Raw genomic sequence first — 13,062 nt, 5'->3', positions numbered from 1 at the left:
CCCCCCCCCCCCCCCCCCCCCCCCCCCCCCCCCCCCCCCCCCCCCCCCCCCCCCCCCCCCCCCCCCCCCCCCCCCCCCCCCCCCCCCGCTCCTACCAGTGCCCCCCCTGCGACGTCCTGCCACTGCGACCAACGTCGGCGCTGACGAACCTTGCGGCGCGTGCCAGACTGATTGATCGGGACCGCGTTCCATTCATTGCTGCGGAGTTTGCATGTCGTTGTCCAGCGGGCTGATCGCCGTGGTCGCCCTGGCCTATATGGCCATCATGTTCGCCATCGCCTTTTACGGGGACCGGCGAAGCACGCCGCTACCGCCGCGCCTGCGTGCCTGGGTGTACAGCCTGTCGCTGGCGGTGTACTGCACCAGCTGGACCTTCTTCGGCGCGGTCGGCCAGGCCGCCGAGCAACTGTGGGCGTTTTTACCGATTTACCTGGGGCCGATCCTGCTGTTGATCTTCGCGCCCTGGGTGCTGCAAAAGATGGTGCTGATCAGCAAGCAGCAGAACATCACCTCCATCGCCGACTTCATCGCCGCCCGCTACGGCAAGTCGCAAACCCTCGCCGTGGTGGTGGCGCTGATCTGCCTGGTGGGCGTGCTGCCGTACATCGCCCTGCAGCTCAAGGGCATCGTGCTGGGGGTGAACCTGTTGATCGGCGCCAATGCCGATGCCACCGGCACCCGGGTGCAGGACACCGCGCTGGTGGTGTCGTTGGTGCTGGCGCTGTTCGCCATCGTGTTCGGTACCCGCAGCCTGGACGTCACCGAGCACCACCGTGGCATGGTGCTGGCAATCGCCTTCGAGTCCCTGGTCAAGCTGCTGGCATTTCTGGCGGTGGGCGCCTTCGTGGTGTTCAACCTGTATGACGGCTTCGACGACCTGTTCACCCAGGCGCGCCAGTCGGTGCACCTGGACAGCTACTGGCAGGAAACCATCAACTGGCCGTCGATGGTGGTACAGACCGCCGTGGCGATGATGGCAATCATCTGCCTGCCGCGCCAGTTCCACGTCACCGTGGTGGAGAACATCGAGCCCCAGGACATGCGCCTGGCACGCTGGGTGTTCCCGATGTACCTGGCGCTGGCTGCATTGTTTGTGGTGCCGATAGCCCTGGCCGGGCAGATGCTGCTGCCGGGCACGGTGATTTCCGACTCGTTCGTGATCAGCCTGCCGCTGGCCGAGGCGCACCCGAGCCTGGCGCTGCTGGCGTTCATCGGCGGCGCCTCGGCGGCCACCGGCATGGTCATCGTCGAAGCCGTGGCGCTGTCGACCATGGTTTCCAACGACATGCTGCTGCCCTGGCTGCTGCGGCGCAACAACGCCGAGCGGCCGTTCGAGGCGTTCCGCCACTGGATGCTGTCGGTGCGCCGGGTGACCATCGTGGTCATTCTGCTGCTGGCGTATGTGAGCTACCGCCTGCTGGGCTCCACCGCAAGCCTTGCCACCATCGGCCAGATCGCCTTTGCCGCAGTGACTCAACTGACCCCGGCGATGCTCGGCGCGCTGTACTGGAAGCAGGCCAACCGCCGCGGCGTGTTCGCGGGCCTGGCGGCCGGCATCTTCCTGTGGTTCTACACCCTGGTGCTGCCGATCGCCGCCCACAGTGTCGGCTGGCCGCTGGAGCTGTTCCCGGGCCTGGCCTGGCTGCACGGCAACCCGCTGGGGCTGCCGATCACCCCACTGACCCAGGGCGTGGTGCTGTCGCTGGCGGGCAACTTCACCCTGTTCGCCTGGGTGTCGATTTTGTCGCGCACGCGGGTGTCGGAACACTGGCAGGCCGGCGCCTTCATCGGCCAGCAGACCAGCGCCCGGCCCAGCAGCAAGCCGCTGCTGGCGGTGCAGATCGACGACCTGCTCAACCTGGCGGCGCGTTTCGTCGGTGAGGAGCGCGCGCGGCAGAGCTTCATTCGCTTTGCCTACCGCCAGGGCAAGGGCTTCAACCCCAACCAGAACGCCGACGGCGACTGGATCGAGCACACCGAACGGCTGCTGGCCGGCGTGCTCGGCACCTCCTCCACCCGCGCGGTGGTCAAGGCGGCCATCGAAGGCCGCGAGATGCAGCTCGAAGACGTGGTGCGCATCGCCGACGAAGCCAGCGAGGTGCTGCAGTTCAACCGCGCGCTGCTGCAGGGGGCGATCGAGAACATCAACCAGGGCATCAGCGTGGTCGACCAGAACCTGCACCTGGTGGCCTGGAACCGCCGCTACCTGGAGCTTTTCAACTACCCCGAAGGGCTGATCAGCGTCGGCCGGCCGATTGCCGACATCATCCGCTACAACGCCGAACGCGGCCTGTGCGGCCCGGGCGAGGCCCAGGTGCATGTGGCCCGGCGCCTGCACTGGATGCGCCAGGGCCGCGCGCACTCCTCCGAGCGCTTGTTCCCCAACGGCCGGGTGATCGAGCTGATCGGCAACCCGATGCCCGGCGGCGGCTTCGTCATGAGCTTCACCGACATCACCCCGTTCCGCGAGGCCGAGCAGGCCCTGCGCGATGCCAACGAGGGGCTGGAGCAGCGGGTCGCCGAGCGTACCCACGAGCTGTCGCAACTCAACCAGGCACTCAGCGAGGCCAAGAGCCGCGCCGAGGCGGTGAGCCAGTCCAAGACGCGCTTCCTGGCTGCGGTCAGCCACGACCTGATGCAGCCGCTGAACGCCGCACGGCTGTTCTCCGCCGCGCTGTCGCAGCAGGCGGAGGGCATGAACGACGAGGCCCAGCAACTGGTGCAGCACATGGACAGCTCGCTGCGCTCGGCTGAAGAGCTGATCAGCGACCTCTTGGATATCTCGCGCCTGGAAAACGGCAAGATCACCCCGGACGTGAAGGCCTTCGCCCTGAACGACCTGTTCGACACCCTGGGCGCCGAGTTCAAGGTGCTGGCCGCCGAAAAGGGCCTGGCCTTCCGCCTGCGCGGCAGCCGCCTGCGGGTGGACAGCGACATGAAGCTGCTGCGCCGGGTGCTGCAGAATTTCCTCACCAACGCCCTGCGCTATGGCAAGGGGCCGATCTTGCTGGGCGCGCGGCGCCAGGGCGGGCAGCTGTGGCTGGAGGTGTGGGACCGTGGCCCGGGCATCGCCGACGACAAGCTGCAGGTGATCTTCCAGGAGTTCAAGCGCCTGGACAGCCACCAGACCCGCGCCGAAAAAGGCCTGGGCCTGGGCCTGGCGATCGCCGATGGCTTGTGCCGGGTGCTTGGCCACCCGCTCGAGGTGCGCTCGTGGCCGGGCAAGGGCAGTGTGTTCCGCGTCGGCGTACCGATCGCCCGCAGCCCCGCCCCGGTGGCGCCTGCGCCGGTGGAGCAGGCCGGGCAGCCGCTGGCCGGCTTGCAGGTGCTGTGCGTGGACAACGAAGACAGCATCCTGATCGGCATGAACAGCCTGCTCAGCCGCTGGGGCTGCCAGGTGTCCACCGCGCGCAACCAGGCCGAGTGCGAGGCGCTGCTGGCCAAGGGCCTGCGCCCGCACCTGGCGCTGGTGGACTACCACCTGGACGACGGCGAGACCGGCACCGGGCTGATGGGCTGGCTACGGGCGCGCCTGGGCGAGCCGGTACCGGGGGTGGTGATCAGTGCCGACGGGCGCAACGAGACCATCGCCATGGTGCACGCCGCGGGCCTGGACTACCTGGCCAAGCCGGTCAAGCCGGCAGCCCTGCGCGCCCTGCTCAATCGGCATCTGAGCCTGGTTCAGTAAGCACTTCGTCGCTGAGCGCGCGCTCGATCAGCTCGGCCGGCAGGCTCTTGCTGGCCCGGGCGCCAAGCAACTTCAGCTGCTCGCTGCGGCTGACCAGGTTGCCGCGCCCTTCGCAAAGCTTGTTGCGCGCTGCGGCGTAGGCTTTGTCTACCTGTTGCAGGCGGCTGCCCAGCTCGTCCAGGTCCTGGATGAACAGCACGAACTTGTCGTACAGCCAGCCGGCGCGCTCGGCGATTTCGCGGGCGTTCTGGCTTTGCCGTTCCTGCTTCCACAAGCTGTCGATCACCCGCAGGGTGGCCAGCAAGGTGGTGGGGCTGACGATCACGATCTGCCGGTCGAAGGCTTCCTGGAACAGGTTCGGCTCGGCCTGCAGCGCCGCCGAGAAGGCCGCCTCGATGGGCACGAACAGCAGCACGAAATCCAGGCTGTGCAGGCCGTCGAGGCGGTTGTAGTCCTTGCTCGACAGGCCCTTCACATGGTTGCGCAACGACTGCACGTGCTGCTTGAGCGCGTTTTCGTCGTTGCCGGCGACGAACTGCTGGTAGGCGGTAAGGCTGACCTTGGCGTCCACCACCACCTGCTTGTCGCCGGGCAGCATGATCAACACGTCGGGCTGGAAGCGCTCGCCGTCGGCGCTTTTCAGGCTGACCTGGGTCTGGTATTCGCGGCCCTTCTCGAGGCCTGCGTGCTCCAGTACCCGCTCCAGGATCAGCTCGCCCCAGTTGCCCTGGGTTTTCTGGCCCTTGAGCGCCTGGGTAAGGTTGGTGGCTTCGTCGGACAGGCGCAGGTTGAGCTGCTGCAGGCGTTCGAGTTCCTTGCTCAGCGAGAAGCGCTCGCGGGCTTCTTGCTGGTAGCTTTCCTCGACGCGTTTTTCAAAAGCCTGGATGCGCTCCTTGAGCGGGTCGAGCAATTGACCCAGGTGCTGCTGGCTGGTCTGGGCGAAACGCTGTTCGCGTTCGTCGAAGATCTTGCCGGCCAGCTCGGCGAACTGCGCGCGCAGGGTATCGCGGGCCTCTTGCAGGTCTTCCAGGCGCTGCTGGTGGCTGTCCTGCTGTTCGCGCAGCTCGGCTTCCAGGCGCGCCGTCTGGGCCTCGAGGCGGCGCAGCTCGGCTTCGCGGCTGGCGCGCTCGAGGTGCCAGGCGTGGGCGGCGTCGCGGGCGTTGTCACGGTCGATCTGCAGCAGCTCCAGCTCGCGGCCCTGGGCGGCCAGTTGGGTCTGCTTGAGGGTGTTGGCTTCGCTGAGGTCGCTGATCTCGTCGCGGGTGGCGTCCAGTTGCGCCTGCAGGCCCTCTTGGGCCAGTTGCGCGCTGCCCAGGCGCTCTTCGAGCAGGGTCTGCTCGGCGTTGCGCGCGCCCTGGCGGCGCTGTACCTGCATGACCCAGCCAAGGCAGGGCACAGCCCCTGCCACCAAGCCCAGCAGGATGCTGGTCAGATCCACAACCATGGTTACCCCGAACGCGTCTTGACGGATGTTGCGCAGCTTATCAGGCGCGCGGGTGGGTTGCCTGTTCCGGCCCTGTCGCCGGCAAGCCGGCTCCTACGGGGATCGCGTCAGCCCGGCCCTAATCCTCCTGGGCCTGGCACAGGCGGGCGTATTCCTGCTGCGCGCTCAGGTCGCCGGCGCGGGCGGCCTGGCGCAGCAGGTCGTGGCCGATGCGCCGGTCGCGGGCGTTGCCACAATCACGGCAGAGCATCTGCCCCAGGCGGCTTTGCGCAACCACCACGCCCTGGCGCGCCGGCTGCTTGAGCATGCGCCCGGCCAGGTGCTTGACGCTGGGCTTGTCGCCCAGGCGCGGGCTGTCGAGCAGCCACAGGGCCACTTTCAGCGAAAAGCGTTTGTTGGGGGGCAACGGCGAAGAGGATGCACAACTGGCGAGGGGTTTACCGCGAAGCTTCATGACCGACAGCGTTGGTGACTCGAGAGGCGCGCCACTCTACTCCTTTTTTGCCGCAATGGCCCGGCCGCTGCACCATGATGAACATATTTTTATGATGTTTTTTTCTTGACGTTACGCGGCCAAAAATGCGCCCCGTGCTCACTACCCCCGATTGTCGGACACTTCATCAAACAGCTGGCACGCCCGTGCTAGAGCAAGCGCTCGGGACAATCCACAGAAGCTGTGGATAACTCGGTGGACAACCCCCTCACCAAGCCCTCAAACCCTTGTGAAATGGGGCCTACAGTCAAACTGACGATTTTTTCACCAGTCAAAATTAGTGTTTTTTTTCATTGACTTAACCCACCAGTCAAGGCATTGGCGAAGCATCCACAGGCTGTTGCCAAACGGTTACAAGTGTTGGACCAAGTGTGTACAAGTGCACCGGCACGCGGCATGTCCCTGCACGAAAACGGCACATTCGCACCCTTGGGCAGGTATTTCCCCCTCTTCCCAGCCCCCGGCAAAATCGGCATAATGGCCGGCTCCGCGCAACACAAGCAAAAAAACATCAAAACCCTTGCCAACCCCTAACTCTTGCTGTAGGGTTGCGCCCCGTTAGTACCCAGCTGAAAGTCAATTCCGGCCACCAAGTCCTCAGCAGCTTCGCTGCCCCTCCGGACCGGCCCGCTCGATGATTCCCTCCGCATACCCCTGCCCGAGCACGAATCACGTCACTGATTGATCAGGATCTTCCCCGGCGCCTCGAACCCTGGCCCCGGTGTGCTGCCTGCCTTCTGTCGTACCTACCAGTCAGCCCAAGCGCCCACCTTATTTGCGCCCCTCTGGCTGCCCTGTTCCAGTCAGGTTCTGCGTCTCCTTAATAAAGACGTCACTGGAACGTTTCTATTGTGCACGGATCGAAACCCGTGTCTTACGCAGGAACATCCAAAAACATGAGCAAACAACAACAGATCCAAGCCGCTTTCGGCACCCTTTCCCAGGCCTTCGCACCACTCAAGTGCCTGATCGTCGCCCCACGCAAGGGCAGCTTCAGTTTCACCCTGGTGGACGAGCATGGCGTCGCCTGCCATACCGAGCGCCTCTACCCGGAGCAGTACAACCGGGCTGAACCGCTGCAGGCAGTGATCGATCGCACTCGCCAGTCACTGGTTGCATGAATGAATGGCGGCAGATTCACACCATGAATGCATGCCCCGCCCCGCTGCCTGATGGTTCTTGGCTTAATCGCCAGCGGGCATATGCCCCGCGCCGTCAGGCTGCAATCGATTTAAAAACAGCCCTTTACATCACGCTTATCACACTACACTTCAACTCGAGCGGCCCTGACCGCTTCCGGCGGGCCTGACCACTCACCAGCTGCCAAGCTCCAGCGCCCGTCGGCCCTTTGCATATGAGGGCATCATGGGCATTGCTGCGAACGAGTTGAGCCAATACGTGATCCGGCCGACGCTGGTCTACCTGAATCGCCACTGCGACAGCGCCGAAGCATTGTTACTGGGCGTTGCCGCCAGCCAGTCAGCCCTGGGCTCCGCCCTGCACGACCGGCGTGGCCACGGCCTGTACCGCATCACCGGGCAACGCCACCGCGTGCTGTGGGACCACTACCTTGCCCGGGACCCTGAACTTGCCAGCCTGGTCCGCGGCCTGGCAAGCCAGCACGCCTTCCTCGGCGGCCCCCACCTCGAACTTACCGTCAACCTGCGCTACGCCACGGCCATCGCCTGGATGCTGATCGAGGAACAGGCCACGCCACTGCCTGCCGCCGACGACCTGCTAGGGTTGGCACGTATCTGGCGCCAAATTTTCCACCCGCAAGGCCGCCTGCGCGACTTCACCCAGGCCTGGCAACACTGCATCGAACCTGCTCACGTTCAGGCCTGCTGAGAAGCACTCACATTTACAACCGGAAAAAAGGGAATTTTGGTCGGATTGTCCTACAAAACCGCTCTATCTCCTGCGTTTGAGCCTATAGCGTGGAGCGCGATTTGTTGGTAGCTTTTCGCCCCGGAGAACCCAAGGAGTTTCTAATAATGAAAAAAGCAATGCTCAAGACCTCCCTCGGCGTCGCAGTTGCGGTCGCTTCCAGCCAACTGTTCGCCAGCGGTTTCGCGCTGAACGAACAAAGCATCAGCGGCATGGGGACAGGTTTCGCGGGTCGTTCTTCTTCTGCCGAAGATGCCAGCACCGTGTATGGCAACCCTGCGGGTATGTCGCGCCTCAAGCGCGAGCAGATCACCGTGGGCGCCGCTGCCGTGATCGCCAAGTCCGATATCTCGGGCCCGGGCAGCAGCAAAGGGGGGGAAACCGACGGTGACATGGTCCCGTTCGTCGGTGTGCCTATGGGCTACTACGTCAAACCACTGGACGATAACTGGAGCGTCGGTTTCGGCGTCTACGTGCCGTTCGGCCTGGTGACCGACTACGGCAGCGACGATGCCGCCCGCTACTGGGGCAAGAAAAGCCACGTCCAGGTCATCACCTTCCAGCCAACCGTGAGCTATGCCTTCAACGACAAGGTCTCGATCGGTTTCGGCCCGACCATCAACCGTATCGAAGGTGAGCTGGGTTCGAACCTGGCAAGCCTCGCGCCGCCGCTGCAACCGGGCGATGGTGAGGTGAAGATCAAGGGCGACGACACTGCCGTCGGCTACAACATCGGCATCATGGTGCAAGCCACCGACCGCACCCGCCTGGGCCTGACCTACCACTCGATGGTGGACTACAAGCTCGAAGGCAAGACCAAGATCAGCTACCCGCTGCTCGGCCAGGATGGCAACAAGTACGACGCCACCCTGAAGATCAAGACCCCGGAGTCGGTGGACTTCTCGATCACCCACGAACTGGATGACCAGTGGACCCTGTACGCCGGCAGCACCTGGACGCGCTGGAGCCGCCTGGAAAACATCACGGTCAACAACGAAGGCATCACCGGCCCGGCCGCGCAGTTCTCGACCATCACCGAAGAACAGAACTGGCACGACACCTGGGCCCACGCCATCGGTGCCTCGTACAGGGTCAACAAGGAGTGGGTACTGCGTACCGGCTTCTCGGTGGACCAGTCGCCGACCAACAACCACGATCGCTCCCCGCGCATCCCAACTGGCGATCGCAAGATCTTCAGCCTCGGTGCCGGCTGGAGCCCATCGGATGACCTGACCATCGACGTGGCCTACTCCTACCTGTGGGAAGAGGACACCAAGGTCAACAACCAGCCGGGCTCCCCGATCGAAGCTGGCCTGAAAGGCAGCTACCAGGCCAAGTACGAAAACAGCGCCCACGGCGTTGGTGCTTCGCTGACCTACCGCTTCTAAGTTGTAATTGCTGCATGAAAAAACCGCCCTCGAGGCTAATGCCAGTCAGTTAGCGTCATAAATGGGGCTGATTTGCAGCCCTTCGCGGGCAAGCCCGCTCCTACAGGTACAGCGCCGGCTTGAAACCTTGCGCGCCCCCTGTGGGAGCGGGCTTGCCCGCGAAGGGCCGCACAGCGGCCCCAATTTCGTTAACTGACAGGCATTACCCTCGGGGCGGTTTTTTCATGCCTGTACGGGCCAGCGCCCGCCCAGGGCCTGCTGCAGGTAATCGGTGAACGCCCGCACCTTGGCGGTCATGGCGAAACGGTCGGCCAGGCACAGGTAGATGTCCATCGGCTCGGTGCGCGCATAAGCCTCGGCAGCGCTGCTGTACTCGAACAGCGGCACCAGCCGGCCGGCGTCCAGGTGCGGGCGCACGATGAACTCGGCCAGGCGGGTGATGCCGCCGTCGTTGAGCGCCATCTGGGTCAGGGCATCGACATCGTCACTGATCAGCACCGGGCCGAACTGCGCTTCAAAACGCAGTTCGTCACGCATGAAGCCCCAGGTAAGAAAGCGGCCATCCACCGGGTAGCGGAACACCAGGCAACGGTGCTCGCGCAACGCCTCGGGTGTGGCTGGCCTGCCTGCTGCGGCCAGGTAGCCAGGCGAGGCGCAGCAGATAAAGGGAATGCGGGCGATATGCCGGGCCAGCAGATGGTCTTCCAGTTGCGGGGTGATACGCAGGCTGACATCGACGTCCTCGCGGGCATGGTTCACCTTGCGGTCAGTCATCACCAACTCTATCGAAAGCAGCGGGTAGCGCGCAGCGAACGCCGGAATCAGCGGCGCCAGCACATGCCGGCCAAAGGCTGAAGTGGTAGCGATGCACAGCCGGCCCTGGGGCTCGCTGTCAGGGGTGGTTACCGCCTGCTCGGCCATGGCCAGGTCGCGCTCGATATGGCTGACCCGCTCGTAGTACAGGCTGCCCGCGGGGGTCAGGGCCATGCTGCGGGTGGTGCGCGACAACAGGCGCACCTGCAGGTGCGCCTCCAGCCGTGCCAGGTTCTGGCTCACCGCGGCCGGGCTCAAGCCCAATGCGCGGGCACCGCCGGCAATGCTGCCGGCCTCGACCACCTTGATGAAACTGCGAATGGCGTTGAGCAGGTCCATGCCGCCCCCAGGATTCGTAAGTTTCTCTTTATAAAGAACTCAGTCTCCAAGGTCTACAGCAGGCAGCCCGCGCATTGCTAACCTGCCGGCTCATTCACCTGCCCGGGAGTTTTCATGACCGAACTGTCTTCCACCCGCAGCCGGCGCAAGCTGCGCCCCGCCGCCACGCCGTATGTGTTCGCCTTCTACATGTCGGCGATCATGGCCCTGCTGATGTGCTTCGTGATCACCGCCGCCAATGCCGGCGTCGATGCCCAGTACCTGCACAACGTGCTCAAGGCCTACCAGCTGGCGATGCCGGTGGCCTTCGTCTGTGTACTGATGGTACGGCCGGTGGTGCTGCGCTTGGTCGCACTCACCGTACATCCGCACTGACCTTGATGGGGCTCCGTGCGGCCCCGGTTTCAGGGTTGCGAGGCGATGGCCTTTTCGATGGCCGCGGTGAACGCCGGGTCGTCAGGCTTGGTCAGGCTGGAGAAGCTGCCGACCACCTTGCCTTTACGGTCCACCACGTACTTGTAGAAATTCCATTTCGGCGCGCTGCTCTGGCGCGCCAGCTCGACGAACAGCGGGATCGCATCCTTGCCGCGCACCGCCTGGGTCTTGCTCATGCTGAAGGTGACGCCGTAGTTGGCGTAGCAGACCTTGGCGGTTTTCTCGGCGTCAGCGTCTTCCTGCTTGAAGTCGTTGGACGGCACCCCGAGCATTTCCAGCCCCTGCCCGTGGTAGGCCTTGTAGGTGCTCTCGAGGCCCTCGAACTGCGGGGCAAAGCCGCAATAGCTGGCGGTATTGATCACCACCAGCGGCTTGCCGGCGTAGCGCTGGCACAGGTCGATCTGCTCCTTGCCGCGCAGCTCGGGCAGGCTGCCCTGCAGCAGTGCCGGGCAGCCTGCCGCCCAGCTTGAAGTGCTGGCGGCCAGGGCCAGCAGGGGAATCATCAGCCAGTGCGCGCGCTTCATCGGGTACTCCCTAAAACGGTTCCATGAAGGTGCAGGGTAGCGCCTAACACAGGCTCATGCCCAACTGCATCAGCGCCAACCCGCCCTTGTGCCAGCCCCACCACACCAGGGCCAGCACCAGCAGCGCAGCCAGGGCCAGCAGGCCGCGCGCCAGTTGCCGGTTCATGCCGCCTGCGCCTGCAGGCGCGCCACCGGGCGCTCGCGCACCGGCCAGTTGAGCGCGGCGGCCAGCAGACTGAGCAGGATCGAGATCTGCCAGACCAGCTCGTAGCTGCCGGTATGGTCATACACCACGCCGCCCAGCCAGCCGCCGAGGAAGGCACCGAGCTGGTGGAACAGGAACACGATGCCGCCGAGCATCGACAGGTTGCGCACACCGAACAGCGTGGCCACGGTGCCGTTGGTCAGAGGTACCGTCGACAGCCACAACAGGCCCATGGCGATACCGAACAGGTAGGCGCTGAACTGGGTCACCGGCGCCCACAGGAACAACACGATCACCAGCGCCCGCAGCAAGTACAGCGCAGTCAGCAGGCGCGGCTTGGACATCCGCCCGCCGAGCCAGCCGGCGGTGTAGGTGCCGACGATATTGAATAACCCCACCAGCGCCAGCACCGTGGTACCGGTGGTGGCCGGCAGGTGCTGGTCGACCAGGTAGGCCGGCAGGTGCACGCCAATGAACACCACCTGAAAACCGCAGACGAAAAAGCCCAGCGCCAGCAGCCAGAAGCCTGAGTGCGAGCAGGCTTCACGCAGCGCCTGGCCGAGGGTCTGCTCGTTGCCGTGGACCGGCAGCGGCTTGTCGCGCAACAGGCCGACGAAGGGCACGATCAGCGCCACCAGCAGCCCCAGCACCAACAGCGCGGCGGACCAGCCCAGCCACTGGATCAGCCCGAGGGTGCCGGGCAGCATGGCGAACTGGCCAAAGGAGCCGGCGGCGCTGGCGATGCCCATGGCCATGCTGCGTTTTTCAGCCGGCACGGCGCGGCCGACCACGCCGAGGATGACCGAGAACGAGGTGCCGGACAGGCCAATACCGATCAGCAGCCCGGCACTGAGCGACAGCGACCAGGCCGAGTCGGCCATGCCCATCAGCACCAGGCCTGCGGTGTAGAGAATGCCGCCGACGATCACCACCTTGGCCGCCCCCAGGCGGTCGGCCAAGGCGCCGGCGAATGGCTGGGCCAGGCCCCAGATGAGGTTTTGCAGGGCAATGGCGAAGGCGAATACCTCGCGGCCCCAGCCAAAATCGGCGCTCATCGGCGCCAGGAACAGGCCGAAGCCGTGCCGCACGCCCAGCGACAGCGCCAGGATCAGCGCTGCCCCCAGTAATATCCAACCGCTGCTCCGCCACAGGGATGTCATTGTCGTTGTCTCCAGCCCATCGCAAGGTTTATGCGGGTATATACCCGCTTATCGTCGTTGTTGTTCAGGCAAGCTGTTCCAGCAGGCGTACCAGCATGTCGCGCTGGCCGTCGCCCAATTGCGTCACCAGTTGTGCCTGGGCGTGTTCCCAGGCGGGCTGGGCGGCTTGCAGGCGTGCCCTGCCCTCTTCGCTCAGCAGCACCAGGCGGTTGCGTTGGTCGTCGCCGTCGGCGAGTTGTACCAGGCCTTCGGCCTCCAGCACCCGCAGGTTGCGGCCCAGGGTGCTGCGTTCCAGGCCCATGGCTTCGGCCAGGGTGGTGATGCTGGGTTTGTCCAGCCGTTGCACGCTGCGCAGCAGGGAAAACTGGGCGACGTTGATACCGAAGCCGGCTAGGGCTTCGTCGTAGTGTCGGCTTACACCGCGGGCGGCGCGACGGAGGTGGGTGCAGATACATTCACTGGTCAGCATGGGTACGTGTATATACCCGCTTTTGGGGTGTTGCAAGGTGTTTCGGGTTTTTTGGGGTCGGGTTTGGGTTCGGGGCTTTATGGTGATTGCTTTGGGAGATGTATGCGCATTCATTGACGATAGCGGCTTTTAGTCACCTTTCCGCCCTTACGGCGGGTTACTTTTTTTCTTGGAAAAAAGTAACCAAAAACCGCCTGCTCCCATCATCCGGCCCCCT

The 13,062-nt window shown here is 64.7% G+C and carries 11 protein-coding genes and 1 pseudogene; 5 read left to right on the top strand and 7 right to left on the bottom strand.

Going from position 1 to position 13,062, the window contains the following annotated elements; translation table 11 throughout:
* The first annotated feature begins 211 nt into the window (after positions 1–211).
* Entirely contained in the window at positions 212–3,688 is a 3,477-nt protein-coding gene (locus ACI2KK_RS28675) for a NahK/ErcS family hybrid sensor histidine kinase/response regulator (protein WP_404671603.1), read from the top strand.
* Here the strand turns inward: ACI2KK_RS28675 and rmuC are convergent.
* The gene (gene rmuC, locus ACI2KK_RS28670; RefSeq protein WP_404671604.1) at positions 3,660–5,018 is read right to left on the bottom strand and encodes a DNA recombination protein RmuC; all 1,359 of its coding nucleotides are present in this window, start codon (positions 5,016–5,018) and stop codon (positions 3,660–3,662) included. The genes ACI2KK_RS28675 and rmuC overlap by 29 nt on opposite strands.
* A 238-nt stretch (positions 5,019–5,256) precedes the next feature.
* A pseudogene (locus ACI2KK_RS28665) lies at positions 5,257–5,586 on the bottom strand (sel1 repeat family protein); the annotation flags it as partial.
* Between the two features lie 935 nt (positions 5,587–6,521).
* Here ACI2KK_RS28665 and ACI2KK_RS28660 point away from each other — a divergent pair.
* The 3 genes from ACI2KK_RS28660 to ACI2KK_RS28650 all read left to right on the top strand — a co-directional run bounded on the left by ACI2KK_RS28660 (position 6,522) and on the right by ACI2KK_RS28650 (position 8,900).
* Positions 6,522–6,746: a hypothetical protein gene (locus tag ACI2KK_RS28660; protein WP_404671602.1), complete on the top strand. Its 225-nt coding sequence runs from the start codon at positions 6,522–6,524 to the stop codon at positions 6,744–6,746.
* A 244-nt stretch (positions 6,747–6,990) separates the two neighbouring features.
* Positions 6,991–7,473: a hypothetical protein gene (locus ACI2KK_RS28655; protein WP_404671601.1), complete on the top strand. Its 483-nt coding sequence runs from the start codon at positions 6,991–6,993 to the stop codon at positions 7,471–7,473.
* A 146-nt stretch (positions 7,474–7,619) separates the two neighbouring features.
* Positions 7,620–8,900: an OmpP1/FadL family transporter gene (locus tag ACI2KK_RS28650; protein WP_404671600.1), complete on the top strand. Its 1,281-nt coding sequence runs from the start codon at positions 7,620–7,622 to the stop codon at positions 8,898–8,900.
* A 222-nt stretch (positions 8,901–9,122) separates the two neighbouring features.
* On the opposite strand, the gene ACI2KK_RS28645 is transcribed toward ACI2KK_RS28650, so the two are convergent.
* The gene (locus ACI2KK_RS28645; RefSeq protein WP_404671599.1) at positions 9,123–10,052 is read right to left on the bottom strand and encodes a LysR family transcriptional regulator; all 930 of its coding nucleotides are present in this window, start codon (positions 10,050–10,052) and stop codon (positions 9,123–9,125) included.
* 114 nt (positions 10,053–10,166) lie between these two features.
* Here ACI2KK_RS28645 and ACI2KK_RS28640 point away from each other — a divergent pair, with 114 nt between their 5' ends.
* The gene (locus tag ACI2KK_RS28640; protein WP_369990216.1) at positions 10,167–10,427 is read left to right on the top strand and encodes a DUF2798 domain-containing protein; all 261 of its coding nucleotides are present in this window, start codon (positions 10,167–10,169) and stop codon (positions 10,425–10,427) included.
* Positions 10,428–10,456: 29 nt separating this feature from the next.
* Here ACI2KK_RS28640 and ACI2KK_RS28635 read toward each other — a convergent pair whose 3' ends face one another.
* The 4 genes from ACI2KK_RS28635 to ACI2KK_RS28620 form a co-directional block, all read right to left on the bottom strand.
* Complete coding sequence (locus ACI2KK_RS28635; RefSeq protein ID WP_369990214.1) at positions 10,457–11,011, bottom strand: glutathione peroxidase; 555 nt, start codon at positions 11,009–11,011, stop codon at positions 10,457–10,459.
* A gap of 43 nt (positions 11,012–11,054) precedes the next feature.
* On the bottom strand, positions 11,055–11,177 hold the full coding sequence (locus tag ACI2KK_RS28630; protein ID WP_263975044.1) for a hypothetical protein: 123 nt from the start codon (positions 11,175–11,177) through the stop codon (positions 11,055–11,057).
* Positions 11,174–12,376, bottom strand: a complete 1,203-nt coding sequence (locus ACI2KK_RS28625) for an MFS transporter (protein WP_404671598.1) — start codon at positions 12,374–12,376, stop codon at positions 11,174–11,176. Before ACI2KK_RS28625 ends, ACI2KK_RS28630 begins: the two co-directional genes overlap by 4 nt.
* A gap of 64 nt (positions 12,377–12,440) precedes the next feature.
* Positions 12,441–12,845, bottom strand: coding sequence for a MarR family winged helix-turn-helix transcriptional regulator (locus tag ACI2KK_RS28620; protein ID WP_369990210.1), 405 nt, complete (start codon positions 12,843–12,845; stop codon positions 12,441–12,443).
* Between the last annotated feature and the right edge of the window lie 217 nt (positions 12,846–13,062).

This window comes from Pseudomonas sp. NPDC089406 (genome assembly GCF_044900265.1).
Classification (GTDB): domain Bacteria; phylum Pseudomonadota; class Gammaproteobacteria; order Pseudomonadales; family Pseudomonadaceae; genus Aquipseudomonas; species Aquipseudomonas fakonensis.
The sequence above is the reverse complement of the archived record's forward strand: the minus strand, read 5'-3'. Positions and strand labels throughout refer to the sequence as shown.

Excerpts from the sequence above, each read along its gene's own strand:
- ACI2KK_RS28660 (WP_404671602.1), top strand. The coding sequence starts at position 6,522 with ATGAGCAAACAACAACAGATCCAAGCCGCTTTCGGCACCCTTTCCCAG.
- ACI2KK_RS28635 (WP_369990214.1), bottom strand. The coding sequence starts at position 11,011 with ATGAAGCGCGCGCACTGGCTGATGATTCCCCTGCTGGCCCTGGCCGCC.
- ACI2KK_RS28630 (WP_263975044.1), bottom strand. The coding sequence starts at position 11,177 with ATGAACCGGCAACTGGCGCGCGGCCTGCTGGCCCTGGCTGCGCTGCTG.
- ACI2KK_RS28620 (WP_369990210.1), bottom strand. The coding sequence starts at position 12,845 with ATGCTGACCAGTGAATGTATCTGCACCCACCTCCGTCGCGCCGCCCGC.
- ACI2KK_RS28655 (WP_404671601.1), top strand. The coding sequence starts at position 6,991 with ATGGGCATTGCTGCGAACGAGTTGAGCCAATACGTGATCCGGCCGACG.
- ACI2KK_RS28625 (WP_404671598.1), bottom strand. The coding sequence starts at position 12,376 with ATGACATCCCTGTGGCGGAGCAGCGGTTGGATATTACTGGGGGCAGCG.
- ACI2KK_RS28650 (WP_404671600.1), top strand. The coding sequence starts at position 7,620 with ATGAAAAAAGCAATGCTCAAGACCTCCCTCGGCGTCGCAGTTGCGGTC.
- ACI2KK_RS28645 (WP_404671599.1), bottom strand. The coding sequence starts at position 10,052 with ATGGACCTGCTCAACGCCATTCGCAGTTTCATCAAGGTGGTCGAGGCC.
- ACI2KK_RS28675 (WP_404671603.1), top strand. The coding sequence starts at position 212 with ATGTCGTTGTCCAGCGGGCTGATCGCCGTGGTCGCCCTGGCCTATATG.
- ACI2KK_RS28640 (WP_369990216.1), top strand. The coding sequence starts at position 10,167 with ATGACCGAACTGTCTTCCACCCGCAGCCGGCGCAAGCTGCGCCCCGCC.